Source organism: Solirubrobacter soli DSM 22325 (assembly GCF_000423665.1).
Taxonomy (GTDB): domain Bacteria; phylum Actinomycetota; class Thermoleophilia; order Solirubrobacterales; family Solirubrobacteraceae; genus Solirubrobacter; species Solirubrobacter soli.
This window is the reverse complement of the sequence record NZ_AUIK01000010.1, coordinates 256,399-280,729: the sequence shown is the minus strand read 5'-3', so window position 1 is coordinate 280,729 and position 24,331 is coordinate 256,399. Positions and strand designations below refer to the sequence as shown.

Sequence of the window (24,331 nt, the reverse complement as noted above, 5' to 3'; positions counted from 1 at the left end):
CTCGTGGGGCGGCGCGCCGCCGTGGGCGGCGCGAGGCGAGGCCCGGCGCGGCACGGCACTCGCGCCGTGCCGCGCGGCTGATCACCTGAAGAGCTCCTCGATGTCGTAGCCCGCGCGGGAGAGCGGGAGCGCGAGGGCCTCGTAGAGCTTGGTGTAGACGCGGCCGGAGGTGATCTCGCGGTGGCCGGCGCGGCGGATCGCGGTGCGGCCGCGGTCGAACCGGCGGTTGAGGGCGCGCTGGGTCACCCGGCGAGCCGCGGCGGCGTCGATCACGTCGTTGACGAGCTTGACGACGAGGCGGTTGCCCTCAGCGGTCTTCATGCCGAAGTCGTGGTTCGGGGCCACCTTGAGGGCGCGGATCGGCTTCTCGATGACGCGGACGCGCAGCACTCCGGTGCGGCGGACGATGTTGCCGGCGCGGTCGGTGACGACCAGTTGGAGGTGGACGCGGCGGGACTTCGGCTCGCGGAGGAGCTTCTCGACGAGCTCGGCGGACGGACCCAGCCGGAACTCCTGCGTGCGCCCTGCCGCGAGCGAACGGACGACGCTGTTGTACTCGTCCACCGCGCCGGGAAAGGCGAGCCGCGCGTCGCACGCCTCCGAGCAGCGCACGCGGACACGGGCGGTGAACCGGCCGACGCGGTTCGCGGAGACCGAGGACGGGAAACGGACAGAGACGATGGGAGGGGTCGAGTCCGCCGGACGGTCGGCGACGCTCGCCCCGCGTAGACCGAGGGGACCCTCGGTCCAGACGACGCGCGACGCGCCGGTCGGATCGAGCCAGAGACCGGCCGCTGTGGAGGAGCGGGTGACCGACGACAGCGCCTGCGGCCCGCCCCACGCGCCGCCGACGCGGCCGAGCGCGCCATAGAGGCGTGCCGTCATCGTGTTGTCGATCCGCTGCCAGAGCGCGGTCGCGAGCCCGTCCGGGGCGACGGCCGCACCGACGATCGACACGTCGCTCTGCTCGCCGTAGTCCGGGACGTCGCGCAGCGGCACCGTGGCGATCACGCGCGGCGACGACCACGTGCCGCCGACCCGCTCGACGGTCACGATCTCGTTAGCGGACGTCGTGTATGCGAGCACGATCGGGCCGCCATCGGCGACCGCGGTCGCGACCCTCGCTTCGCCGCCCGGGAAGTGCTGCGACGCCTGGCCGTCGACACTGACCGCGACGCCGTCCGGCGTGCTCCAGGCGACCACCTCGGTCCCGGACGGCGCGACCGACACGCTCGGCCCCGCGGTGTTGGTGCTCTCAGCGTCGTTGACGCTGAGGTCCGGGCCGGTCGCCGGCGCTCCTCCCGCCGTACCGCGTGCGATCCGCACCCGCACCTTCGCGCGCGCCCACCGCTGCCAGACGACCGTGGTGTCGCCGTTGGCGTCGATCCCGACCTGCGGCGTCATCAGGAACGTGGGGTCGTCGTCGACGACCCGCTCGCCGCGGTCGAGCTCGGCTCGGGTCGTCGTTCCGTCCGGCCGCACCACCAGGGCGAGGAGCGCGCGGCCGTCGGCGATCCAGGCCGCCGCCGCCCACCCGCCCGGCGCGACGGCGACGGTCGGCTCCCCGTTCGTCGTGCCGAGAGCGATCGGAGGTCCGAACTCGCCGCCCGCCGCACGCACGCGGAGCACGGCGTCGCCCGTCGCGACGTCCGTGCCGCTCAGCGCCGCCGACCCGTCGGCGGCCGCGGCCACCGTCGGGCACGCGGTAAGCCCGCCGACCGCCGTCCATGGCCCACCGGCGAGGCTGATCCGCACCTCGGAGTCGCCGACGGCGGCCGCGAGCACGTCGCCGGCGCCCGCGGCGCAGCGCACACCGCTGAGCGGTGGCGGGTCGGCAGGGACGAAGACGTCCGCCCGGGCGGGGCCGCACACCGCGAGGGCGATGAGACACGCGAGAGCGACACACGGGGCGAGGGCGCGCAGGACGGGGGCGCGCGGCGAGACGGGGGCGCGCGGCGAGACGGGACGCGGGGCGAGGGCGCGCGGCGAAACGGGCAGCGGGGCGAGGGCGCGCGGCGAGACGGGCAGCGGGGCGAGGGCGGCCGGCGAGACGGGCAGCGGGGCGAGGGCGGCCGGCGAGACGGGCAGCGGGGCGAGGGCGGCCGGCGAGACGGGACGCGGGGCGAGGGCGGCCGGCGAGACGGGACGCGGGGCGAGGGCGCGCGGCGAGACGGGACGCGGGGCGGGGGCGCGCGGCGAAACGGGACGCGGGGCGAGGGCGCGCGGCGAAACGGGGCGCGGGGCGGGGGCGCGCGGCGAAACGGGGCGCGGGGCGAGGGCGCGCGGCGAGACGGGGCGCGGGGCGAGGGCGCGCGGCGAAACGGGGCGCGGGGACGCGAGGGCGACGCGGCGGGCGAGAACGCGCGGGGACACGACGGCGCGTGCGCGGGCGCGGGGAGCCGGCACGGGTGTGCGGGCGGAGGTCAATCGTCGAGGTAGAAGTCCGGATAGCCGGCGAGCGTCAGGGGCGTGTCCAGGACGTCGTAGACGTGTTCGCGGACGTCGGTGTCGCCGAGGCACTCGTCGGGGAAGTCGCGCTCGATCGCGGCGATGCCGCGGCTCCACGCACGGCGGATGGCTCGCGCGTTGGCCAACGAGTGGTCTGCGAGTCCCTCGATGATCGAGTTCACGAGCTGGGCGAGACGGCGGTTGCCGCCGCGGGTGCAGGTCGCGAAGTCGTGGTTCGGCGCGACCTTGTAGCTGCGCAGCGGGTGGCGCGCCACGCGGACCCGCAACGTCGAGGCGCGCTGGACGACGTTTCCCGCGCGGTCGGCGGCCCAGAGGCGCACAGCCAAGCGGCGGTTGCCCGGGTGGGTGTCGAGTCGGTGGACGAGCGCGGTGAGGGTGACCGTCCGGCCGGCCGGGAGCGAACGCGCGTCGGTGAAGCCCGCGACCGACAGGGTGACGTCACACGCCTCCGAGCAGCGCACCGGCACGCGCACGCGCAGGTCGGCGGTCCGCGTCGGTGGCGCCTTGGTCGGCAGTTCGACGGTCACCTCCGGCGGGGTCCGGTCTGCGGGCGGCGCGGCCGCGTCGGGGACCAGCACCGCCGCTCGCGGCCGTGTGTACGAGCGCGTGTCGTCCTCGTACTCGTCCCAGTCGATCCGTGGGGCGCCGGTCGCGTCGAGGCCGGTGCTCCAGACGTACAGCAGTCGCAGCGGTGACGAGAGCGCCGCGGATGCCGTCCAGCCGCCGCCGACGCCGCGCCCGACGCCGACCAGGCCGAAGAACGCGCGTCGCCGAGCCTCCCACGCCACCGCGGCCCGGCCGTCCGGCGCGAGCACGGCGTGCAGCTCGAGCTCTCGTGGCTCGTCCTCGTACTCCTCGCCGGTCTCGTTGCGCTCGATCGCGCTGAACATGCCCTGCACCGGCAGGGCGGGGGACCACGTGCCGCCGGCGGGCCGGGTCGTGACCAGCACCCGGCCCGGCCGGGCGCCGAACGCGATCAGTGCATCGCCGGCGTCGTTGATCGCGGCGCGCGGGCTGCCCGCTGCGGCGGCGGTCGTGACGGTCTCCGCCGGGCCGCCGTCGATCGACGCCTGCACGTTGCCGGACACGGCCCAGGTCAGGAGCGTGTGGCCGTTGGGGGACACGGCGAGATCGAGCTGATCGACCCCGTACGAGTACTCGAGCGGCGCGAACGAGCGCCCCTGGACCCATGGCCCGCCCGCAGCGGAACGCTCGGTGCGGATGGCGGCGTCCTCGGACCAGACGACGGTCGTGGTCCCGGCGTCGTCGATCCTCAGCGCCCCGAAGGTGCCGTCTCCCCCGGCGGTCAACTTCGAGCGCGCGATCGTGCCGGCCGGGGCGATCGTGATGGCCTCGTCGCCCGTGAGCGCCGCGATCCACCCAGATGCGGAGGTTGCGATCCACGGCGCGGACCCGAGCTTGATCGGCGCCCCGAAGGCGCCGCCCGGCGCCCGGACCCGGATGCCGGCGTCGCCGTACCGACCGGTCGTGAGCACCACCGTGCCGGTGGCGCCGACCGTCAGCTCCGGGCAGCTCCGCAGATCCTTGATCGGCTCCGATGGACCGCCCGCGACGCGCACGCGGATGTGCCAGCCATCGCGCGCATACCGCCCTGTCATCTCGACGCCGCCCTGCGAAGCGCTGCAGCCGCCGGTGTCCTGACGCGCCGGGGGCGGATCGGCCGCAACGAACACATCGGCCCGCGCCGGGGCGGCGAAGGTGAGCGCGGCCAGAGCAATCAGGATGAAGCGCACCGGCCGCGCAAGGTAGCTCGAATCAGCGCGAGGCGTGTGAACCGCTCGGACGCGTCGAACGGATCGTAAAGGCGGGATTGTGCAGCGAGCCGGCCGTCCCCTCCGACGGCCGACTCGCTGCAACCCCTCCTACGCCAGGACGGCTGACAGCTCGCCGGAGCGGATCAGGTCGACGACACTGGCGATGTCGCGGTCCATCCGCCGGTCAGCGTCGAGGAATGCGACGCGCGCGCGGACCAGGCGATGCGCTTCGCGGGCCTTCGGGCTGGCCTTCTCCACCCCGCGCAGGTCGAGCGCCTGCACGATCGCGATGAGGTGGATGGCGGCGATGTGCTGAAGGATCTCCACGATCGACCGCGCGTCCCTCGCGGCGATCGTCCCCATGGAGACCTTGTCCTGGTTGTGGGCCTCGGTCGAGCGCGAGTGGATGCTCGCCGGGTTGCACAGCTTCAACGCCTCGGCGGTGAGGGCCGAGCACGAGAGCTGCATCCCCTTGAAGCCGTGATGCAACCCGGCTTCGGGGTCTGTGGGGTCGAAGTACGGGATCAGGTTGGGTGTCAGTCCCGCGTTGAACTTCTCGTCGACGATCAGCTCGAGCTGACGGTCGATCAGGTCGCACATGTTCGCCAGCGCGATCTTCAGTGCGTCCATCGCCTGCGTGATGTGGCTGCCGTAGAAGTTGCCGCCGCTCTGGACACGGCCGAGGCCGGCGTCGAAGAGCGGGTTGTCGTCGGAGGAGTTGATCTCGATGTTGACCCACTTCTCGACCCACTCGAGCGTGTCGCGCAGCGCGCCGGTGATGTGCGGAGCGCAGCGGATCGAGTACTTGTCCTGCACGGAGCGCTCGAGCTCGCGGAAGCCGGCGCCGTCGAGCGGGACGATGTCCTCCGCGTCGTGGGTGAGCGCGGAGCCCTCGATCAGCATCCGCACGTTGGCGGCGCTCTCGATGATCCCCGGGTGCGGCTTGGCCTCGAAGAGGAACGCGTTGAAGTGGCCGTGGTTGCCCATCAGCGCCTGCGACGCCATCGACGTGCACAGGTCGGCGACGAAGGCGAGCTCGCGCGCGTCGTGCACGGCCAGAGTCGCGAAGCCGCTCATGAACGACGTGCCGTTGGTCATCGCGAGGCCTTCCTTGGCCTCGAGCTCCAACGGCTCCAACCCCAACTCCGCGAGTACATCCGCGGCCTCGCGGACCTGGCCCTCGTAGAGGACCTCGGTCTCGCCGGCCAGCGCGCGGCCGACGTACGAAAGCGGGATGAGATCGCCGGATGCGCCGCACGACCCACGCTCGGGAATGAGCGGCAGGATGTCGTGATTGAGCAGCGTCAGCAGCCGCTCGATCAGCTCGAGCCGCACGCCGCTGTTGCCCTTGGCCAGGCAATTGGCGCGGAAGAGCATCGTCGCGCGGGTGACCTCGGGCGAGGCGATCTGCCCGGTCCCGGCGCCGAGGAAGCGCAGCATGTTCTGCTGCAGGCGGGCGGCCTTGTCGGGAGCGATCTGGCGGTGCGCGGAGTCCCCGAAGCCCGTGGTGACGCCGTAGATCGGGATCTCGCGGGCGATCAGGTCCTGCTTGAGCGTCCGCGTCTCGTTGACACGCCGCGCGGCCTCTGCCGACAACACGGCGCGCCCGCCTTCACGAGCGAACTTCACCGCCTCGTCGATCGTGAGCGATCGACCGGTGAGGTCGATGTGCACTCCCGTGGGCTGTTGCAGCAAGTCCGTCATGTGACGAACGTATCGCGGTGTACGGACCTTGCAACAAAGTTGGGAGATTTGCCCAGATATGTTCAGCGCAAGCGGTTTGTCAATGGGCAACTTGACTAGCGGAAGGGGCGCACGGCATCCCACGCGGGATCGAGGCTGAACGTCGTCGCATAACCCCGCTCGACGGCCCACTCCTCCAGCTCGCGCGAGGTCGACGTGTCGCCGTCGATGTACACGAACGCGGTGCGCACATCGCCCTGCGTCAGGCTCGCGGCGTGGAAGGCGCGCGACGCGAACTCGCGCCCGAGCGCCTCCTCGTTGTCCTGCAGCTCCGACAGGTCGTGGTCGACCGGTCGCGCGCGCAACTCGCACAACAGGTCGAGGTAGGGATGGTCGACGGGGCGCAGCGGGCGGGCGGCGACCGCGACCGCGTCGTCGGAGCGCATCAGCGCCCACTCGCCGGACGGCTCCGACGCCCGCAGCCGCGCGACCTCCTCGCGCAATCCGAGCGGCGTGACGGAAGCCGTCGGCCGAGCGCCGCTCCACTCGAGCGACCCGATCCAGCGCTCGACCTCCTCCTCGCCGAGGATCGTGTCCAGCGCGATGAACCCGACCTGGGCGCGCTCGCGCTCCGCCATCCCGGCGAACGCGGGGTGCTGGACGTCGAGGTCGAGCTCGCGGCGCGGCTCGTCCACCGCGACGCCGAACCGGAAGTCGGTGAAGGAGAACTCGCGGTCGTTCATGCGCAGCACCGCGTCGGCGTTGCCGGCGATCCGCGACGCGTGGTACTCGAAGACCGCGTCGGCGGGCGGGCCCGCGTCCCGCCAGCGATAGGCGAGCTTGCGCAGCGCGGGATCGCCGTTGGCCGAAGCGCAGATCGCGTGGCGCGACCGCAGCCCGGCCGACATCTCGCACGCGAGCCCGAGGGCGGAGACGCGGTCGAGCACCTCGTGCAGGACGGCGCGGTCGGCGCCCTGCTCGATCGCGGCCTGCACGTCCGCGCGCGCGTCCTGCCACCAACGCCAGTACTCGTCGATCGTCATGCCCCGGGATGCTGCCACGATGGGCCCGTGGCCTTCGATCTCCCTCCGGTGGACCGCTGCATCACCCACCGGACCCTGACGTTTCACGCCGAGCACGTCACGGCGCGCGTGGACGGGCAGCCGTTCAAGCGAATCCACCAGCGCGGCCGGACCGTCCGGCTGCGGTTCCTCCCGCGCGGGCACCACACGCTCGAGCTCAAAGCCGACGGGAAGACCGTCAGACGTCCCTACCAGACGTGCCTCGACACGCGGCCGGCGATCGCCAAGCCCACGGGCGATCCACCTACCACGCTTCAGACGAAGGACCTCGCCGTCGGCAGCATCCGCCGCGCCAGGAGCGGCGACACCGTCACCGTGCAGTACAGCCTCGTGACGTGGTCGGACGGGAGGGAGGTCGACTCGAGCTGGGACCGCGGCGAGCCGTTCGCGTTCGCGCTCGGCAAGGGCCAGGTGATCGAGGGCTTCGATCGCGGCATCGCCGGGATGAAGGTCGGCGGGCGGCGCGAGCTGATCGTCCCGCCGGACCTCGGCTACGGCGACCAGGGGGCGGGGGACGCGATCAACCCCGGCGAGACGCTCGTGTTCGTCGTCGACCTGGTCGCGATCGACTGACGTCAACTCCGCGGGCGACGCGGACACATACAGGGCGATGGCCGCACACGACCGAGCGCGCTTCGAGGCACTGTTCGCCGCCCACTATCGGGACGTGCACCGCTACGCGCTGCGGCGCACGGAGCCGGGGCTCGCCGAGGAGGTCGCCAACGAGGCGTTCCTCGTCGCATGGCGGCGGCTGGACAAGGTCCCGCGCGAGCACCCGCTGCCGTGGCTGTACGCCGCGGCGGCGCACGTGCTCGCCAACCAGCGGCGCGCGGAGGCGCGCCACATGAGGCGCTCGCACGCAGTCGCGGCGGAGCGCCGGCCGACGGGCCGCGACCCCGCCGACCGGCTTGCGGAGCGCGACGTCGTCCTGCAGGCCTTCGCCACGCTCTCCGAACGCGACCGCGAAGCGCTGCGCCTGACGGCGTGGGAGCGCCTCAGCCTGGCCGACGGCGCCCGCTCCGCCGGCGTCACCCGCGCCGCGTTCGCCGTCCGCGTCTCGCGCGCCCGCCGGCGGCTGGCGGCTGCCCTGCACGCCCGCGACGCCGCGATCGACCTCGACCACTTCCTGGAGCCCGCCGATGTCTGACACGCTCACCCGCCTGCGCGCCGCGGACCCCGCCGACGCCTTCGACACGAGCGCGGCGCCCCCCGCCGACGTGCTCGGGCGGATCACCGCGCACCCGCGCAAGCGTCGCCGGAGGCTCGCCCCAGCGGTCGCGCTCGCCGTCGCGGGCGTCGCCGCGCTCGCGTTCACGCTGCTCCCCGGGGCCAGCCAGGTCGACCTCGCCGCCCGCGCCTACGCCGCCACCGCGCCGGAGGACGCCGTGATCCTGACGGTGACGACCCTGACCCTCGATGGACCGGGCGACCGTCGCACGATCACCCACAGCACCTCGTGGCAGCGCGGCGACCGCCTCCACAACGTCATGGACGTCGACGAGAACGGCAAGACGTGGCGCTACGAGCACGACCAGAACGGTCCGGTCTTCCGCACGCTGCTCGACGGCCAGGTCCGTGCGATCCGCTCCGACGACCCGGGCTGGAAGGACGACGAGGGCGCCAAGGGCTTCGCCGAGAACCTGCAGACCGTGGTCGAGCGCTTCCGCGCCCGCTATCGCGGCATGCGCGACGCCGGCGACACCACGTTCAACGGCCGACCCGCGCGGGCGTACACGAGCGGGGACGAGACGTTCTACCTGGACCGCGAGACCGCGCTCCCGCTCGGCAGCGTCACGACGCCGAGCACCTACCGGGTGAAGATCGACCCGAAGACGCGCAAGCCCGTAGCCGGTGAGAAGACCGGCGAGCTGCGGATCACCGAGACGGTCGACCGCTTCGAGCGGCTCCCGGCGACTCCCGCGAACCTCAGGCTGCTTGACGCGCCGGCGATCGACGCCGCAGCGACGCGGCGCTGAAGGGGAGCAACAGCGGGGTCGCGAGCAGCAGGACGCCGGCGAGCGCGATCGCGGCCCGCAGACCGAGCAGCGCGGCCAGCAGCCCCCAGAGCGCGGTCAGCCCGGCGCGCGCGGCGTTGTTGGTCACGTTCCACGCGGCCAGAACACGCGCGACGCGGTCCGACGGGGTCGCGGCCAGCCGGTGGGTGGCGAGGACCGGGTTGAAGACGCCCATGCTCGCCACGAGCCCGAACTGGAGCGCGATCACGAGCGCGAGCCCGCCGACGCCGGCGCTCACGAACGCGAGCCCGACCGACCAGCACGCCCGCAGCGTCCCCGCGACCAGCAGCACGCGGTGGGTGCCGAAGCGGTCGACGGCACGGCGGGAAAGCCGCGCGCCCACCAGGCCGCCGACGCAGGGCGCGCCGAACGCGAGGGCGTACTGCCAGGGCGCGAATCCGAGCTCGCCCAGCATCAACACGGCGAGCAGCGGCGCGGTGGCCATGATCAGCGCGCTCACGACGACCGTGTTCAGGAACAGTGCGCGCAAGGTGGCGTTGGCGAAGATGAAGCGCCAGCCCTCGAGCAGGCCGCCGCGGGCCGATTGCGTGACGACCGGCCGCGGCTCGTCGCCACCGATCGCGCGGATGCCCAACGCCGACAGGACGAAGCTGACCGCGTTGATCACCACGGTCACCAGCGGTCCGAAGATCCCGATCAGCGCGCCACCGAGCGGCGGCCCGAGCGCCGTCGCCGTCCAGGTGGTCGACTCGAACCGCGCGTTGGCGAGCAGCAGCCCCTCGGGCGGCACGAGCGCCTTCAGGCAGGCGCCGCTCGCCGCGCGGAACGCGATGTCGCACGCGCCGACGACGACCGCCACCACGAGCAGCTGGCCGAACGTCAGCCACCCGAGCCAGTAGGCGGCGGGAACGGTCATCAGCGCGGCGAACCGGAGCAGGTCCATCGCGATCATCACTCCTCGCTTGCGCCGGAACTCGACCCACGGGCCGAGCGGGATCGCCAGCAGCGCCGCGACCGCCATCCCCGCGGCGGCCAGCAACGACACCGCCGCCGGCCCCGCGTCGAGCACCAGGATCGCGATCAGCGGGAAGGCGTCGAACGCCAGCCAGGTACCCGCCGTGCTCACCGCATACGCCGCCCACAACCATCCGAACTGCCGCCCGAGCACCGGCGGCATGAAAGCGGGTGGGGCGGACGGTCTACCGCTTCGGGTACACGCTGGCGGCGAACGTGCGGTCGGTCGCGTCGATGTCGGTTCCGCCCGGGACCGGTTGCCCGTCCCGCATGATCGTGCCGGGCAGGGCGTAGCACATGATCGAGTGCGGATCGGCCGTCGCGGTGGCGATCAGCGCCGAGCGCTCCAGCGGGGTCAGCACCTGCTGGGTCGTCTTCGCGGGGTCCCATCCCTGGGTGTCCTGGAAGAACGTGATCGCCTTCGCACGGTCGATCTTGGAGACGATCTCCGCGCGCCGGTGCTCGTGCGGGAAGCCGAGCGTGTGGCCGGTCTCGTGGCGCACGACGCGCACGAACTCCGACTCGCGCGTATTCATCGTGAACCCCTCGAGGTTCATCGTCGGCTGATCGCTCGGGACGCTGAGGATGTCGGTGCCGAGGTTGGACCAGTAGCCGCCGTCGCCGCGTGAGATCCGGACCTGCGGGTCGACCGCGGACTCGGAGAAGCGGACGTCGGCGAACGCGCCCCACGCGTTCATGTGCGACAGGATCCGGCGGCGCAGGTCGGCGGGTGGGTTGTCGAGCCAGCCGACCGTCAGGTGGACGCCGTGGCTGCGCCAGAACTTCTGCGTCACGAGCGCGAGGTGCTCGGGCGCGATCACCGCCTGCGGCAGGCCGAGGGCGAGGATCGAGGTCGCCGGCGCGTTCGCCGGGTTCTCCTCCGCGGCGGTCAGTGCGGCGTCCACCCACTGGTCCTCCGGCAGCAGCTTGATGTCGCAGCCGATGTAGCGCTCGTCGTCCATGCCCCTATGGAGAGCCACGGATGAAGACGTGATACGCGACAGCTGAAATCCGGTCGAAAACGATGTTCTGACATTGTCCTTGCGCTGATGCTGAGCGGGGGTACTTTCCCGGCGGGAGGAACCTCCGACAGGGGAGTCAGAAGTGGTGTCACGTCTCACGCTCGCGCTCGTCGCGAGCACCGTTGCCGTTGCCGCAACGCCCTCGGTCGCGGGAGCGCAGGAGATCCCGGGCCAGTACATCGTCGTCCTCAAGGACCAGACGAGCGCGCCCGCCGCGGACAAGGCCAAGACGCGCGTACGCGATCGCGGCGGCAAGGTCCAGCGCGAGTACTCGCGGGTCCTGAAGGGCTTCTCGGCGAAGCTGGGCAAGGACGCGCTGGCGGAGGTGAAGAGCGACCCTGCCGTGGCCTACGTCGAGCCTGATCGCGTGATCACGCTCGACGCGACCCAGAACAACGCCACGTGGGGGCTGGACCGCATCGACCAGCGCAACCTGCCGCTGAGCACCACCTACAGCTACGACACGACGGCGCCGGACGTCACCGCCTACATCATCGACACCGGCATCCGCTTCTCCCACCAGCAGTTCGGCGGGCGGGCCGTGTCGGGCTACGACGCGGTCGACGGCGGCAGCGCCGACGACTGCAACGGCCACGGGACGCACGTCGCCGGCACGGTCGGCGGCTCGACCTACGGCGTCGCCAAGCAGGTCAAGCTCGTGGGCGTGCGCGTCCTCAACTGCAGCGGCTCGGGCACCACGTCCGGCGTCGTCGCGGGCATCGACTGGGTGACCGGCAACCACCAGGCGGGCGCGCCCGCGGTGGCGAACATGAGCCTCGGCGGCGGCGTCTCGACGACGCTCGACAACGCGGTCGTGCGCGCGATCAACGACGGCGTCACGTTCGCCGTGGCCGCCGGCAACGACAACGCGAACGCGTGCAACAGCTCGCCGTCGCGCGTGGCCGCGGCGCTCACCGTCGGCTCGACGACCTCGACCGACGCGCGCTCGTCGTTCTCACTTCGGCACCTGCGTCGACGTCTTCGCGCCCGGCTCGAGCATCACCTCGTCCTGGTACTCGAGCGACACGGCCACCAACACGATCAGCGGCACGTCGATGGCGACACCGCACGTGACCGGGGCGGCCGCGCTCTACCTGGAGGGCAACCAGGGGGCGAGTCCCGCGACGGTCGCGGCGGCGATCACGGGCAACGCGACGCCGAACGTCGTCGGCAACCCGGGCAGCGGCTCGCCGAACCGCCTGTTGTTCACGAACCCGTCCGGCGCGCCGACGCCGACCCCCACGCCGACGCCCACGGCCACGCCGACCACGACGCCGACGCCCACGTGCGCCGGGACGTTCACCGGCACGCTGAGCGGCACCGGCGCCTCGCTCTACAGCCCGACCTGCCAGACGACGACCACCGTCACCCAGCGCGGCTCCCTCCGCGGTCCGGGCGGCGCTGACTTCGATCTCTACCTGCAGAAGCTCAACGGGTCGACGTGGACGAACGTGGCCAGCGGCCTCGGCTTCACGGCCAACGAGGACGTCAGCTACACCGGCACCGCCGGCACGTACCGCTGGCGCGTCTACGCCTACAGCGGCTCTGGGAGCTTCACGCTGACCATCTCGTAGTTGACGCGTAACCACATGATCGGCAATCATGTGGTTATGGATCTGCCCGACGACCTCGCGCTCCCTCTCGAGCGCGGGGCGCCGTGGTGGTACTGGAGCGGCGGTCGCCCGGCGATCGACTTCGTCAACACCATGCGCGAGCGCTGGTGTCGCCGGGTCGAGACGCTCGTGACCGAGGAGGACCTCGGGGAGTGGCTCGTCCGCGCCGAGGTCCTCGACGCCCCGCCGCCCGTCCCACCCGGATTGCTGGCCCGCGCCCGCGCACTGCGCGAGCACATCGACGCGGGGATGGTCGCCGTGATCGGCGGCGAGCCGCTGCCCGAGGCGACCCGCGCCGCGCTCTCGCGCGAGCTCCCGTTCGCCGCGCGGCCGGATGAGCTCGTGCGCGGGGCCGATGGTCTCCTGCTGCGCCCGGCGCAGCCGGAACACCCCGCCGCCTATGGCCTCGGCGTCGTCGCCCACGACGCCGCGCGCATGTTCACGCCCGAGCAGGCGGGGCGGATCCGGATCTGCGCGTCGGACACGTGCAGCGGGCGGTTCTTCGACCGCTCGCCCGCCGCCGTCCGCCGCTACTGCTCGCCCACCGCGTGTGGCAACGTCGAAAAAGCCCGCCGGCATCGCCGCCGGCGACGAGAGGAGTCGTCATGACCGAAGTGCGCTCAGGGTTGGAGGGGGTCGTCGCGTTCGCCAGCACGATCGCCGAGCCCGACCGCGACGGCGGCGCGTTGCGCTATCGCGGCGTGGACATCGAGGAGCTCGCGGGCCGTGTCCCGTTCGAGCAGGTCTGGGGGCTGCTGGTCGACGACGCGCTCACACCCGGGCTGACGGCGGCGGAGCCGCGTGACCTTCCGGTGCGTTCGGGCAACACCCGCGCGGACGTGCAGGCGGCGGTCGCGACGCTGGCGACCGCGCCGCTGATCGACATCGACGACGAGCAGGCGCGCACCGACCTGGCGACCGTGTCCGCGCTCACGCTCGACTTCGTCGCGCAGTCGGCCCGCGGGGCCGACCTGGCGCCGGTGCCGGCGGCCTCCGGCACCGCGGCCGAACGCTTCCTCACCCGCTGGCGCGGAGAGGCCGACCCGCGCCACGCGCGCGCCATCGACGCCTACTGGGTGAGCGCCGCCGAGCATGGGATGAACGCCTCCACGTTCACCGCCCGCGTCGTCGCCTCCACGGGCGCCGACGTGGCCGCGGCGGTGTCGGCGGCGATCGGCGCGCTCTCCGGCCCGCTGCACGGCGGCGCGCCGAGCCGTGTCCTGAAGATGCTGGAAGAGGTCGAGCGCACCGGCGACGCGGGCGCGTGGGTGCGCGACGCGCTGGACCGGGGCGAGCGGCTGATGGGCTTCGGCCACCGCGTCTACCGCGCCGAAGACCCGCGCTCACGCGTGCTGCGCCGCACCGCCCGCGAGCTCGGCTCCACCCGCTACGAGGTCGCCGAGGCGCTCGAGGCGGCCGCGCTGGAGGCCCTGCGCGAACGCAAGCCCGACCGCGTCCTGGCCACGAACGTCGAGTTCTGGTCCGCGGTGCTGCTCGACTTCGCCGAGGTCCCGGCGGACCTCTTCACGCCACTCTTCGTGTGCGCCCGCACCGCGGGCTGGTCCGCCCACATCCTCGAGCAGAAGCGCGAGGCGCGGCTGATCCGCCCGACCGCCCTCTACACCGGCCCGGCACCGCGCGGCGTGCCCGTTCCGGCTTAGTCTCACCTCCGTCTCAGCGGCGGAAGTGGTCGCGGTCGCGGCGCGTCTGGAGCCGACATGACCGCCACCGCTTCCTCCGCACTCGCGCTCGTCCGCTTCGCCCCGTTCGACAGGCAGATCGCCCCCGGCGAGCTGTGCACGCCGGCGTTGCTCGGGGTGCCGAACGGGGCGACGGTGACCTTCGGCGCCGATGGCGCGGTCGCCGAGGGCGGCGGCCTGCGCTTGGAGCCCGAGGTCGTCGAGCAGCTCGCCGCCACGCCCGCGCCGGCCGTCGCGACCCTCCGCGCGACGGTCGTGCTCGGAACCGCGCAGCGCACTCTGGAGACCGAGGTCTCCGTCCACGCGCTGCGCGTCCCGAGCGTGCTCGCGCTCTTCCGCAACACGGGCTTCTCGGCCGCCGACCACGGGGCGGCGCTGCTCGTCGTCCCCGGCAGCTCGCCGCTCACGAGCGTCGCGGCCATAAAGGCCGCCGTGGCGCAACTGCACGCCGCGGCGCAGAACCTCGACGCGTTCCCGCGCTTCGCCACGCTCGCCGTGCGCGTCGGCACCCTCCTCACCGCGCTCCAGACGCACGAGCACGTGGCGTTCGTGCGCACGGACGGGCTGGCCAACCTGAACACGATCACGCTCATCGAGCGCACGCTCAACGACATCGAGGCGGAGGACGAGCTGTCGTCGCTGATCCTGCTCGGTCCGGCGGCCCGGCGCGCGCGGCTGTTCGTCCGCCGCGACTTCGACCAGTCCGCGGGCCGCCTCGACGTCGCGGTCTCCGACGAGAACATCGTGCTGATCGCGAACCTCGCCGCGCCGCAGGCCGGGGAAGTCGTCGTCGCGCCCACCGGCCGCAAGACGTTCAGCAACGAGTTGTCGTCGCTGCAGCTCGCCAAGCCCGCGTTCCGCGCCACGCTCACCGGCGACGCGACCGTGACCATCACCGACCCGCAGCTCGGCGGGAGCGACACGGTGGCCGTCGCGGTCGGCCTCGCCTTCAACGCCACCCACCGCAGCTTCACCGTCGACAGCTTCCCGCCGGTGGTCGGCAGCGCCGCGCGGGTGACGATGGTCGGGACCGCGACCGGCACCTTCGACCCGACCACGGGCGCGATGACGCTCAACCTGCGGATCGCGCTCGACACGCCGCTCGGCACCGCCGAGATCCCCTTCGCGCTGACCGGGACGGCCGACCTCGAGAACGGCGCGATCGTGCTGACCGCGAGCTCGACGGCGCAGGGCGCGCCGATCGACGGCGACGCGGCCGAGCTCACGATCGCCGGGGTGCTCGACCCGATTCCGTAGCCTGGCCGTGTGACCTACGTCCACGGCTACGACGACCGCGAGAGCGAGCGCCTGCACGATCAGGCGGGCGCGCTCGTGGAGCTGCTGCACGGCGACACGACCTACCCGGCGGGCGCGCGGGTGCTGGAGGCGGGCTGCGGAACCGGCGCGCAGAGCGTCACGCTCGCGGCCCGCAGCCCGAAGGCGCGCTTCACCTCGATCGACGTCTCGGCGGAGTCGCTCGCCGTGGCCCGCGCCCGCGGGCTGCCCAACGTCGAGTTCCGCCAGGCCGACCTGTTCACGATGCCGGAGGAGACGTTCGACCACGTCTTCGTCTGCTTCGTGCTCGAGCACCTCAGCGATCCGGGCGCCGCGCTCGCGCGGCTGAAGACGCTGCTGCGGCCCGGCGGCACCATCACCGTCATCGAGGGCGACCACGGCTCGGCGTACTTCCACCCGGAGTCGGCGGCCGCCCACGAGGCGATCCAATGCCTGGTGGCGCTCCAGCCGGGCGACGCGCTGATCGGCCGCCGTGTCTATCCGCTCCTCCGCGAGGCCGGGTTCGAGGACGTCACCGTCTCGCCGCGGATGGTCTACGTCGACGGCAGCCGTCCGGACCTGATCGACGGCTTCACGCGCAAGACGTTCACGGCGATGATCGAGGGCGTGCGCGAGACCGCGATCGCACGCGGGCTGATCGCGGCCGATCGCTTCGACGAGGGCATCCGCGACCTCTATCGCACCGCCGCCGACGACGGCACCTTCAGCTACACGTTCTTCAAGGGTGTCGCGACCAACGTCGTGGAGGCGGAGCCGGGCGATCTCGCCGCCCAGCTCGCCGGGCAGGCAGGGAGTTTCGGGGACCTGCTCGGTAGATCCGGGGGGTGAGCGGGGGAATGCCCCGGGTGCCATGCCGTCCTTGCAGGCATGGACTCAACGATCGTGATCGGAGCGGGGCCGGCCGGACTGGCCGCCGCGGCGCACCTGCGCCGCGCCGGAAGACCCGCCGTGGTGCTGGAGCAGGGCGAGGCGGTCGCGCCGCAGTGGCGCGCACGCTATGACCGGCTGCGGCTGAACTCGCCGCGCTGGTTCTCGACCCTCCCCGGCGGGCCGGCGTTCGCGGGCGGGACGTTCCCCTCGCGCGACGAGGTCGTCGCGTACCTCGAGGCCTATGCGGCCGGGCTGGACATCCGCTTCGACACGAAGGTCGAGCGGCTGGAGAGCATGGGCGACGGCTGGCTGGTGGTGACGAGCCGCGGGTCGCACCGGGCGGCGCACGTGATCGTCGCGGGCGGCTACGAGCACCGCCCGTTCATGCCCGCATGGCCTGGACGGTCGCGGTACACGGGCGAGATCATCCACGCCGCGGGCTACCGCGAGCCGTCGGGCTACGTGGGTCGCGACGTCCTCGTCGTCGGCCCGGGCTGCACCGGCGCCGAGGTCGCCTTCGATCTGGTCGAGGGCGGCGCCGCCAGCGTGCGGCTGGCCGTGCGGACGCCGCCGAACATCATCGTCCGCCAAGCCGTGGGCGCGCCGCTGGCCGTGTTCTTCAGTCGGCTGCCGTCGGGGATCGGCGACGCCGTGATGCGCTTCGTGCGGCGGCGGACGATCGGGGACCTGAGCGAGTTCGGGCTCCCGATGCCCGAGGAGGGCGTCTTCAGCCGGCTGCAGCGGCTCGGCGTCGCGCCGATGATCGTCGACGCCGAGGTGATCGAAGCGATCCGCGCGCGGCGGATCGAGATCGTCGCCGCCGTCGAGGCCTTCGACGAGGCCGGCGTGGTGCTGGCGGACGGCTCGCGCGTCGAGCCGGACGCGGTCATCGCCGCTACCGGCTACCGGCCGGGGCTGGAGCCGCTCGTGGGTCATCTCGGCGTGCTCGACGACCACGGGGCGCCGCGCGTGACCGACGGCGAGGCGCTTCCGGGCCTGCGCTTCGTCGGCTATGACCCGCGGCCGGCCCAGCTACGCCATGGCGGGCGCGAGGCGGCGAAGGCCGCGAAGGCGATCGCGCGCGGTCCGAGGTCAGAGCTGGTTGTAGGAGTCCTCGCGCGCCCAGCCGCCGGCGGTGGTGGCGGTCACTGAGCAGCCCGCGGGGCCGCCGCGCCGGGTCCTCCCGTGGCCGCTCAGCGGCGTCACCTCGGTGCCGCTGCGACGCCACCAGCGGACCTTGAACGTCGCGGTCGGATGCCACGCGCCGATCACGCAGCGGCGGACCTCGCCGCTGCGGCGGACGCGCACCCGACGCTCGGCGTAGGGCGCGAACGCGCCGGTCGCCGTGAGCAGCGCGGTGTGGGCGTCGATGCGCTCGGAGACGTCGGGCAGGCCTTCGCCGCAGTCGCGCCCATAGGTCTCGCCACCCCAGGTGACGACGCCGGCGACCGCCCAGTTGCCGTCGCGCATGACCATGACCGGGCTGCCGCTGTCTCCCGCACACGCCTGGCTGGCGTTCGGCGTGCCGTCGAGGGTGCACAGGTGCTTGGCGGGGAAGAAGAGCCGCGCGCCGTACGCGGCGGGGCACGCGTCGCTGACGGTCTGGTTCGCGGCATGCGGGCTGCGTGGACCGTCGCTGAAGGACCCGGTGCGGCCGGTGCCGATCGTCTGGCTCACCTCGCCGACGACAGGCGGCGTTCCCGCGACCGGAAGCACCGGGACGCCGGTCACGGGCTTGGCGAGCACGATCACCGCGATGTCGTCGACGGTCCCCGACGCGCTCGGGTCCTCAGGGTTCACCGGCGAGGCGATCTCGCGGTAGCTCGTGGGGAAGTACGCGCCGCGCCAGGCGTGGCGGACGCCGTGGATGCGGACGCTCACGCGGCCGGGATCGGCGCCCTGGACACAGTGGGCGGCGGTGAGGACGCGGTCCGGCGCGATCAGCGCGCCGCCGCAGAACGGGGCGCGGGTCGTGAGCGTGACGAGCCACGGTGCCTGCTCGGACGTGACCGGGGTCCCGTGGAAGATGGACGCGGAGGCGAGCAGCGCGGCGGCGATCATGCGCACAATCCTTGCGTGAATCTCGAGGAATTGACCGAGCGCCTTATGGCAGGCGGGTTCGTGGCCGCTGAGGACGAGGCGGCTGAGCTGTGGGAGGTCGCGGCCGGTGACGGTGCGCGGCTGGAGGAGCTGGTGACGCGGCGTGAGACCGGCGAGCCGCTCGCGTGGATCACCGGATTCGTGGACTTCTGTGGTCTACGGATCACGATGCACTCCGACGTCTACGTGCCGCGGTGGCACACCGAGCTGGTCGCCGAGCGCGCCGCCTCGCGGTTGCCGGACGACGGTGTGGCGATCGATCTCTGCACCGGCTCGGGCGCGCTGGCGGCGACGCTCTCGGCCCGCCACCCGGGCGCGCGGGTGGTCGGGACGGACCTCGATCCAAACGCGGTCGTGAACGCGCGCGCGAACGGCGTCGAGGCCTACGAGGGCGACCTGTTCGCGCCGGTCCCGGCGGATCTCGGGCTCGCCGACGTCGTCGTCGCGGTGGTCCCGTACGTCCCGCGGCGCGCGCTGCCGCTCCTGCAGCGCGACACGTTCCGCTTCGAGACCGCGTTGGCCTACGACGGTGGGGAGGAGGGGCTCGACATCCTGCTGCGCGTGCTGTCGGAGGCGCCCGCGCGGTTGCGGCCGGGCGGCGCGCTGGTGCTCGAGGTCGGCGGCTCACAGGCCGGCGACCTCGACGCTGACATCGCCCGGCTGCCCTATGAGGAGATGCGCGAGATCACCGACGAGGACGGTGACCTGCGGGGGCTGGAGCTCACACGCCGACGTTGAGCTCGAGCGCGATGCCGCTCCCGGGTGAGCCGGACACGGTCGCGCGCCGGCTCTTGTAACCGTCGCTGAAGACCATGTCGGTGTCGAGCGAGGTGGATCGCGAGCTGCGAGGTCCGGAGATTGCCGCCCTCGTCGCTCTCCTGGACGCCGCGCAGGGTCAGCTCGACCGTGGCCGGGGCGCCGGCGGCCGTCCCGGACGCGTCCCCGAAGCTCGAGGTGATGTCACTGCGGACGGCGGCCACGCTCCGCGAGCACGTTCGGCCCGTTCGAGCCGTCGCCGGGGTCGGATTGCCACTTAAGTCGGAGCGGGTGTGGTCGCGGGGCGGTGGGAGGGAGGGCGCGCGAAGCCGAGACTCGCGGTGTGCTCGATACGAACCCCTTCGTCGCCCGCCTCGGCGACGTCACCAAGACCTACGGCCGCGGGCCGGGAGCGGTGCGCGCGCTGCAAGGCGTGAGCCTCGATTTCACCGCCGACACGTTCACGGCGATCATGGGCCCGTCCGGGTCCGGCAAGAGCACGCTGCTGCAGCTCGCGGCGGGGCTCGAGACGCCGTCCTCCGGCACCGTCGAGCTCGCGGGGCGCCCGCTGGCCGGTCTCGGCGAGACCGAGCTGACCGAGCTCCGCCGCGATCGCATCGGCTTCGTCTTCCAGAACTTCAACCTGCTTCCGACCCTGACGGTCGCGCAGAACGTCGAGCTGCCCGTGCGACTCGCGGGCCGCCGGCCGGCACGTGGCAGCGTGGCGGAGCTCTTGGAGCGGGTCGGGCTCGGCGGGCGCGCAAAGCATCGCCCGTTCGAGCTCTCAGGCGGCGAGCGCCAGCGTGTCGCGATCGCCCGCGCCCTGATCACCGCGCCCGCGGTGACGTTCGCGGACGAGCCGACCGGCGCGCTCGACCTCCACGTCGCCGGCGAGGTACTGGAGCTGCTGCGCGAGGTCTGCCCGACGGTGGTCATGGTCACCCACGACCCGGTCGCCGCGTCCTACGCCCAGCGGGTCGTGTTCCTCGCCGACGGCCGGATCGCGGACGAGCTGCACGCGCCGACCGCCGACCGCGTCGCCGAGATCCTCACGGAGCCGCGCGCATGCCCCGCCTGAGACATCGCCGCGCGGCCCTCTTCGCCACGCTGGTCGCCGTCGCGCTCGGCGCCGCTCTGGCGTCGGCCTGCGGCGGCCTGTTCGAGACCGCCCTGCGCCTGGACGCGCCGCCGTCGCCGCGGCTGGCCGCCTACGACGCGATCGTCGCGCCCGCCGAGCACGCGACATTGGCGGCCGGCGACGGCAAACCCGCGCAGCAGGTGACGCTGACCGAGCGCGGCACGTTGCCGGCCGGGACGTTGGACGCGGTGCGCGCGACGCCCGGCGTCACGCGGGCCGACGAGTTGCGCGACCTGGGCGCGATCGGCGTGAAGACGCGCGACGTGGCGGCGCTGCGGGCGCGCGTGGCGGGCGCCGGCGAGGCCGCGGCGGCGGGCGGCGGCGACGTCGCGGCGCGGGGCGGCGACATCGCGGCGCGGGGCGGCCAGGCCGCGGCGGCCGGCGGTGCCACCGTCCTCACCGGCGATGCGCGCGGCCGGGCCGAGGCGGTCGGCGTGGCCGGGGCGCGGATCAAGCTCGTGCTCCTCTCGGCGATCTTCGGCGGGCTCGCGTTGATCGTGATGGCGATCCTGTTGGTGACGATCGTGTCGCTCGCGGTCGAGCAGCGGCAGCGCGAGCTGACGTTGTTGCGGACGGTCGGGGCGACGCCGCGGCAGGTGCGGCGGCTCGTCGTGAAGGCGACGACGCGTCCGGCGCTGCTCGCCGCGGTGGCCGGCGCGCTCGCCGGGCCGGCGCTCGCGAAACTGCTCTTCGCACGCATCCAGGACGGTGGGGTCGTGCCAGAGGTGCTGGCACTGCGCCAGAGTGGCATCGGCATCCTCGCCGGCGCGCTCGGCGCGTTCCTGATCACCCGCGTCGCGGTGGGTCTGGCGGCGCGCAAGGCCGCGAAGGCGAAGGTCGGCGCCGCGCTCGGCGAGGTCGAGGAGCTGCCCGGCACGCTGCATCCGGCGCGCGTGGCCGCCGCCGAGGTATGCGCCGCCGGCGCGCTCACCTGCGCCGGCGTCACGTTGTTCATGTCACCCGAGAACGCGGCCGCGACGGGTGGCGGGACCGCACTGGGTGGAGCGCTCGCGGCCGCGCTCGTCGCGCCGAGGCTGATCGAGCGGCTGGCCGCGAAGGTCCGGCCAAAGCACGCTCCGGGACAGCTCGCGGTCCTCAACGTCCGCGCCCGCGCGCACCGCAACGCGGCACTGGTGATCCCGGTGATCCTCGTCGCGTCGATCGCGCTCGCGAACATCTACCAGCAGACCACGCAGCAGAACGCCGTCGAGCACGCCCGCGCCAAGGACGTGCCCAAGGGCGCCGAGTTCATCTCCACCGCGGGTTGGGTCGAGCAGCCGGTCGACCGCTCGCATCGGATCGACCCGTGGCCCGTCATCGGCACGGGCGATGAGGTCGCGATCCCGAGCAGGATCGAAGCGAAGCCCGGCCAGACCATCGGCCTGGTCCTGGGCGACGGCGCCCACGTGCGCGTCAAGGTCGACCGTGTGCTCGAGGGCTCGAGCCGCAACCGCGCGATCCTGCTGCCGCGGGCGCTCCTCGCCGCGCACGCCGGTCCGGCGCGCAGCGAGCCGCCGCAGGTCGACGTCTGGATCACCTTCGCGGTCGTGAGCGTGATCCTCGCCTACGCCGCGCTGTCGCTGATCAACGCGCTCGTCGCCGCGCTCACCGGCCGTCGCCGCGAGCTCGCGCTGCTGCATCTGGCGGGCGCGACCACGCGGCAGATCCGCCGCATGCTGCACGCGGAGGCGCTCACGATCGCCGCGATCGGCACCGTCACCGGCACCGCGATCGCGATCGCCGGCCTGATCCCGCTGGCGATCGCCACCGCCGGCTCGCCGCTCCCGTCCGGCCCCGTCTGGGTGTTCGCGGCGACGCTCGCGGTGATCGCGGCGCTCGTCCTGATCCCGACCTTCGTGGTCGCCCGCACGCTCAACCTGAAGGTGAACGATGTCGAGATGGCATGACGTCCTGCGGATCGCGACCATGATCTGGGCCGCGATCACCCTGATCCACTTCACGATCTGGGCGCTCGCCTGCATCATCTCGGGCGGCCTGCAGAGCCCCTGGTGGCTCTACATCAGCGCCCCGCTCGTGGTCCCGCTCGGCGCCGCGTGGTGGGCGAGCTACCGCGCTTCCTGAACGAGCAGCGCGACCTGGACGCGGTTCTCGACGCCGAGCTTCGCGAGCAGCTGCGACGCATGGGACTTCACGGTCCCGACGCTGATGTGCAGCTCGCTCGCGATGTCCGCGTTGGAGGCGCCGCGCCCGATCGCCCGCGCGACGTCGAGCTCACGGGGCGAGAGATCGGCCAGACGCGCGCGAGCGGCCTCTCGCCGCGCGCCCGCCTCACCGTCGCCCGCCACGAGCGCGATCAGCTGCCGGGCGACGCTGGGGGAGAGCATGCCCTCGCCGGCGTGGACGTGCACGATCGCCTCGACGATCTCGCTGGGCGAGCTGTCCTTCAACAGGAACCCCACCGCGCCCGCCTCGAGGCCGCGCACGACCAGCTCGTCGGCGTCGAAGGTCGTCAGCACGATCACCGCCGGCGGCGAGGCCTGCGCGCGCACCAGTCGCGTCGCCGCGATGCCATCCACCCGCGCCATCCGGATGTCCATCAGCACGACGTCCGGCCGGTGCCGGTCGATCGCGGCCAGCACCTCGTCGCCGTCGCTCGCCTCCGCCACGACCTCGATCCGCTCCTCAGGCGCGAGCATCAGCTTCAAGCCCGAGCGCAGGAGCGGGTCGTCGTCGACCAGGAGAACGCGGATCACCACGGCAGTGTGGCGCGCAGGACGAACGCGCCGTCCGGCGAAGGTCCGAAAGCGAGCGTTCCGCCCGCCAGCTCGATCCGCTCGGCGATCCCCACGAGCCCGGTTCCCGTTCCCGGCAACGATCGCGACGCGGACCCGTGTGACACCAGCTCGACGACCAGAGGTGGTCCGCCGCCGATCGTGAGCGCCACCCGCTCGTCGCCCGCGTGCTTGCGCGCGTTCGTCAGCCCTTCCTGGACCGTGCGGTACGCGGTCCGGCCGACCAGCTCGGGGACGTCGGGCAGGTCACCCGCGAAGGTGACATCGAGCCCGGCCGAGCGCGACTCCTCGACCAGCGCGGGGATCTCCGCCAGCGTCGGCTGCGGCGGCTCGACGCCCACGGCCTCCTCGCGCCGCAGCAGCCCGATCACCTGCCGCAGCTCCTCCAACGCGACGTGGGCGCTCTCCCGGATCACGTGCGCGGCCTCCTTGTACTCCGGTGGCAGCGGCGCGTTCTCCATCGCGCCCGCGTGCACGCTCAGGATCGAGAGCCGGTGCGCGAGCACGTCGTGCATCTCGCGGGCGATCCGCCGCCGCTCGGCCTCGCGCGCCTCGTCCTCGGCGCGCGAGCGCAGCCCGCGCACGAGCTCCCGCTGCGCGCGCACGAAGAGCCCCCAGCCCAGCGCGACCGCGGTCAGCAGCAGACCGACGATCACCTGCCACCCCGCGCCGCGGCCGTGCACGTCCGGATACAGGAGCGCGAACACCGGCGACAGCGCCACCGACAGCGCCGTCAGCCCGAACACGGCCCGCAACGGCAGCCGGATCGCGGCGTTGAACAGCGCCGGCAGCGGCGCCATCGCCGCCAAGGCGGACACGGCCGCGCACGGGATCGCGATCAACGCGACCGTCCCGGGCCGCTCGCGCCGCCACCACAGGGCGCCGCACGCGACGCACCCGAGCACGATGTCGAGCGCCACGACCGCGCTCGAGTGCTGGTCCCACGTCGAGCGCAGGACGTACACCCCGGCCGCGACCGCGACGACGAAGATGCACGCGTCCACGACCCAGTCGCGGACGGTCCGGCGCGCGCCGGGCTCGAGCAGCCCACCCGACAACAACCAGCGCGCCCCGCTCATCACGC

At 73.3% G+C, this 24,331-nt stretch carries 22 protein-coding genes and 1 pseudogene; 14 read left to right on the top strand and 9 right to left on the bottom strand.

Annotation, left to right across the window (positions count from 1 at the left end; all coding sequences use genetic code 11):
* Positions 1-81: 81 nt before the first annotated feature.
* From G569_RS57740 to G569_RS65210, 4 genes are all read right to left on the bottom strand, one after another.
* Positions 82-1,872 carry a hypothetical protein gene (locus G569_RS57740; protein WP_157591962.1) on the bottom strand — a complete coding sequence of 597 codons (1,791 nt, stop codon included), beginning with the start codon at positions 1,870-1,872 and terminating at the stop codon, positions 82-84.
* Between the two features lie 551 nt (positions 1,873-2,423).
* The gene (locus tag G569_RS0111215) at positions 2,424-4,223 is read right to left on the bottom strand and encodes a hypothetical protein (protein ID WP_028063476.1); all 1,800 of its coding nucleotides are present in this window, start codon (positions 4,221-4,223) and stop codon (positions 2,424-2,426) included.
* Positions 4,224-4,352: 129 nt separating this feature from the next.
* Positions 4,353-5,948: an HAL/PAL/TAL family ammonia-lyase gene (locus G569_RS0111210; protein WP_053226192.1), complete on the bottom strand. Its 1,596-nt coding sequence runs from the start codon at positions 5,946-5,948 to the stop codon at positions 4,353-4,355.
* Positions 5,949-6,043: 95 nt separating this feature from the next.
* Positions 6,044-6,970, bottom strand: coding sequence for a hypothetical protein (locus G569_RS65210; RefSeq protein WP_028063474.1), 927 nt, complete (start codon positions 6,968-6,970; stop codon positions 6,044-6,046).
* A gap of 258 nt (positions 6,971-7,228) precedes the next feature.
* Here G569_RS65210 and G569_RS66315 point away from each other — a divergent pair, with 258 nt between their 5' ends.
* From G569_RS66315 to G569_RS0111190, 3 genes are read left to right on the top strand one after another with little or no spacing between them, the layout of a single operon-like run.
* Entirely contained in the window at positions 7,229-7,582 is a 354-nt protein-coding gene (locus G569_RS66315) for an FKBP-type peptidyl-prolyl cis-trans isomerase (RefSeq protein WP_028063473.1), read from the top strand.
* A 37-nt stretch (positions 7,583-7,619) separates the two neighbouring features.
* On the top strand, positions 7,620-8,156 hold the full coding sequence (locus G569_RS47475) for an RNA polymerase sigma factor (protein ID WP_053226191.1): 537 nt from the start codon (positions 7,620-7,622) through the stop codon (positions 8,154-8,156).
* Positions 8,149-8,985 carry a hypothetical protein gene (locus G569_RS0111190; RefSeq protein WP_028063472.1) on the top strand — a complete coding sequence of 279 codons (837 nt, stop codon included), beginning with the start codon at positions 8,149-8,151 and terminating at the stop codon, positions 8,983-8,985. Before G569_RS47475 ends, G569_RS0111190 begins: the two co-directional genes overlap by 8 nt.
* Here the strand turns inward: G569_RS0111190 and G569_RS47470 are convergent.
* Both G569_RS47470 and G569_RS47465 read right to left on the bottom strand, forming a co-directional pair.
* A complete protein-coding gene (locus G569_RS47470) occupies positions 8,936-10,162 on the bottom strand; it encodes an MFS transporter (RefSeq protein ID WP_037495879.1) in 1,227 nt (408 codons plus the stop codon). The two genes, G569_RS0111190 and G569_RS47470, sit on opposite strands and share 50 nt — an antisense overlap.
* 22 nt (positions 10,163-10,184) lie before the next feature.
* Positions 10,185-10,979 (bottom strand): zinc metalloprotease, encoded by a 795-nt coding sequence (locus tag G569_RS47465; protein WP_157591959.1) that lies wholly within the window; start codon positions 10,977-10,979, stop codon positions 10,185-10,187.
* A gap of 124 nt (positions 10,980-11,103) precedes the next feature.
* On the opposite strand from G569_RS47465, the pseudogene G569_RS47460 reads away from it, so the two are divergent.
* The 7 genes and pseudogenes from G569_RS47460 to G569_RS47450 form a co-directional block, all read left to right on the top strand.
* Positions 11,104-12,124: pseudogene (locus G569_RS47460) on the top strand (S8 family peptidase); the annotation flags it as partial.
* 99 nt (positions 12,125-12,223) lie between these two features.
* Positions 12,224-12,595 (top strand): pre-peptidase C-terminal domain-containing protein, encoded by a 372-nt coding sequence (locus tag G569_RS66310; protein WP_371683462.1) that lies wholly within the window; start codon positions 12,224-12,226, stop codon positions 12,593-12,595.
* A 36-nt stretch (positions 12,596-12,631) separates the two neighbouring features.
* Positions 12,632-13,243: a CGNR zinc finger domain-containing protein gene (locus G569_RS0111170; protein WP_053226189.1), complete on the top strand. Its 612-nt coding sequence runs from the start codon at positions 12,632-12,634 to the stop codon at positions 13,241-13,243.
* Positions 13,240-14,295, top strand: coding sequence for a citrate synthase 2 (locus tag G569_RS0111165; protein WP_028063470.1), 1,056 nt, complete (start codon positions 13,240-13,242; stop codon positions 14,293-14,295). The genes G569_RS0111170 and G569_RS0111165 overlap by 4 nt, the downstream gene beginning before the upstream one ends.
* Positions 14,296-14,352: 57 nt before the next feature.
* Positions 14,353-15,591, top strand: a complete 1,239-nt coding sequence (locus G569_RS0111160) for a hypothetical protein (protein WP_028063469.1) — start codon at positions 14,353-14,355, stop codon at positions 15,589-15,591.
* A gap of 9 nt (positions 15,592-15,600) precedes the next feature.
* Positions 15,601-16,458, top strand: a complete 858-nt coding sequence (locus tag G569_RS47455) for a methyltransferase domain-containing protein (protein ID WP_064750314.1) — start codon at positions 15,601-15,603, stop codon at positions 16,456-16,458.
* A 39-nt stretch (positions 16,459-16,497) separates the two neighbouring features.
* The gene (locus tag G569_RS47450; RefSeq protein ID WP_053226188.1) at positions 16,498-17,652 is read left to right on the top strand and encodes a flavin-containing monooxygenase; all 1,155 of its coding nucleotides are present in this window, start codon (positions 16,498-16,500) and stop codon (positions 17,650-17,652) included.
* Here the strand turns inward: G569_RS47450 and G569_RS0111145 are convergent.
* Positions 17,593-18,561, bottom strand: a complete 969-nt coding sequence (locus G569_RS0111145) for a S1 family peptidase (RefSeq protein WP_028063468.1) — start codon at positions 18,559-18,561, stop codon at positions 17,593-17,595. The two genes, G569_RS47450 and G569_RS0111145, sit on opposite strands and share 60 nt — an antisense overlap.
* 30 nt (positions 18,562-18,591) lie before the next feature.
* Here G569_RS0111145 and G569_RS47445 point away from each other — a divergent pair, with 30 nt between their 5' ends.
* The 4 genes from G569_RS47445 to G569_RS47440 all read left to right on the top strand — a co-directional run bounded on the left by G569_RS47445 (position 18,592) and on the right by G569_RS47440 (position 22,576).
* The gene (locus G569_RS47445; protein WP_157591958.1) at positions 18,592-19,338 is read left to right on the top strand and encodes a N5-glutamine methyltransferase family protein; all 747 of its coding nucleotides are present in this window, start codon (positions 18,592-18,594) and stop codon (positions 19,336-19,338) included.
* Positions 19,339-19,699: 361 nt separating this feature from the next.
* Positions 19,700-20,434 (top strand): ABC transporter ATP-binding protein, encoded by a 735-nt coding sequence (locus G569_RS0111130; RefSeq protein ID WP_028063467.1) that lies wholly within the window; start codon positions 19,700-19,702, stop codon positions 20,432-20,434.
* The gene (locus tag G569_RS0111125) at positions 20,422-22,401 is read left to right on the top strand and encodes an FtsX-like permease family protein (RefSeq protein WP_028063466.1); all 1,980 of its coding nucleotides are present in this window, start codon (positions 20,422-20,424) and stop codon (positions 22,399-22,401) included. Before G569_RS0111130 ends, G569_RS0111125 begins: the two co-directional genes overlap by 13 nt.
* Positions 22,385-22,576 (top strand): hypothetical protein, encoded by a 192-nt coding sequence (locus tag G569_RS47440; protein WP_037495876.1) that lies wholly within the window; start codon positions 22,385-22,387, stop codon positions 22,574-22,576. The genes G569_RS0111125 and G569_RS47440 overlap by 17 nt, the downstream gene beginning before the upstream one ends.
* Here the strand turns inward: G569_RS47440 and G569_RS0111115 are convergent.
* Both G569_RS0111115 and G569_RS0111110 read right to left on the bottom strand, forming a co-directional pair.
* Positions 22,561-23,208 (bottom strand): response regulator, encoded by a 648-nt coding sequence (locus tag G569_RS0111115; RefSeq protein ID WP_211232957.1) that lies wholly within the window; start codon positions 23,206-23,208, stop codon positions 22,561-22,563. The genes G569_RS47440 and G569_RS0111115 overlap by 16 nt on opposite strands.
* Complete coding sequence (locus G569_RS0111110; protein WP_037496080.1) at positions 23,205-24,326, bottom strand: sensor histidine kinase; 1,122 nt, start codon at positions 24,324-24,326, stop codon at positions 23,205-23,207. The genes G569_RS0111115 and G569_RS0111110 overlap by 4 nt, the downstream gene beginning before the upstream one ends.
* Between the last annotated feature and the right edge of the window lie 5 nt (positions 24,327-24,331).

Coding starts and splice junctions, on each gene's coding strand:
- G569_RS0111210 (WP_053226192.1), bottom strand. CDS start 5,948: ATGACGGACTTGCTGCAACAGCCCACGGGAGTGCACATCGACCTCACC.
- G569_RS65210 (WP_028063474.1), bottom strand. CDS start 6,970: ATGACGATCGACGAGTACTGGCGTTGGTGGCAGGACGCGCGCGCGGAC.
- G569_RS47475 (WP_053226191.1), top strand. CDS start 7,620: ATGGCCGCACACGACCGAGCGCGCTTCGAGGCACTGTTCGCCGCCCAC.
- G569_RS0111190 (WP_028063472.1), top strand. CDS start 8,149: ATGTCTGACACGCTCACCCGCCTGCGCGCCGCGGACCCCGCCGACGCC.
- G569_RS47470 (WP_037495879.1), bottom strand. CDS start 10,162: ATGCCGCCGGTGCTCGGGCGGCAGTTCGGATGGTTGTGGGCGGCGTAT.
- G569_RS0111170 (WP_053226189.1), top strand. CDS start 12,632: ATGGATCTGCCCGACGACCTCGCGCTCCCTCTCGAGCGCGGGGCGCCG.
- G569_RS0111165 (WP_028063470.1), top strand. CDS start 13,240: ATGACCGAAGTGCGCTCAGGGTTGGAGGGGGTCGTCGCGTTCGCCAGC.
- G569_RS0111160 (WP_028063469.1), top strand. CDS start 14,353: ATGACCGCCACCGCTTCCTCCGCACTCGCGCTCGTCCGCTTCGCCCCG.
- G569_RS47450 (WP_053226188.1), top strand. CDS start 16,498: ATGGACTCAACGATCGTGATCGGAGCGGGGCCGGCCGGACTGGCCGCC.
- G569_RS0111145 (WP_028063468.1), bottom strand. CDS start 18,561: ATGATCGCCGCCGCGCTGCTCGCCTCCGCGTCCATCTTCCACGGGACC.
- G569_RS0111125 (WP_028063466.1), top strand. CDS start 20,422: ATGCCCCGCCTGAGACATCGCCGCGCGGCCCTCTTCGCCACGCTGGTC.
- G569_RS47440 (WP_037495876.1), top strand. CDS start 22,385: ATGTCGAGATGGCATGACGTCCTGCGGATCGCGACCATGATCTGGGCC.
- G569_RS0111110 (WP_037496080.1), bottom strand. CDS start 24,326: ATGAGCGGGGCGCGCTGGTTGTTGTCGGGTGGGCTGCTCGAGCCCGGC.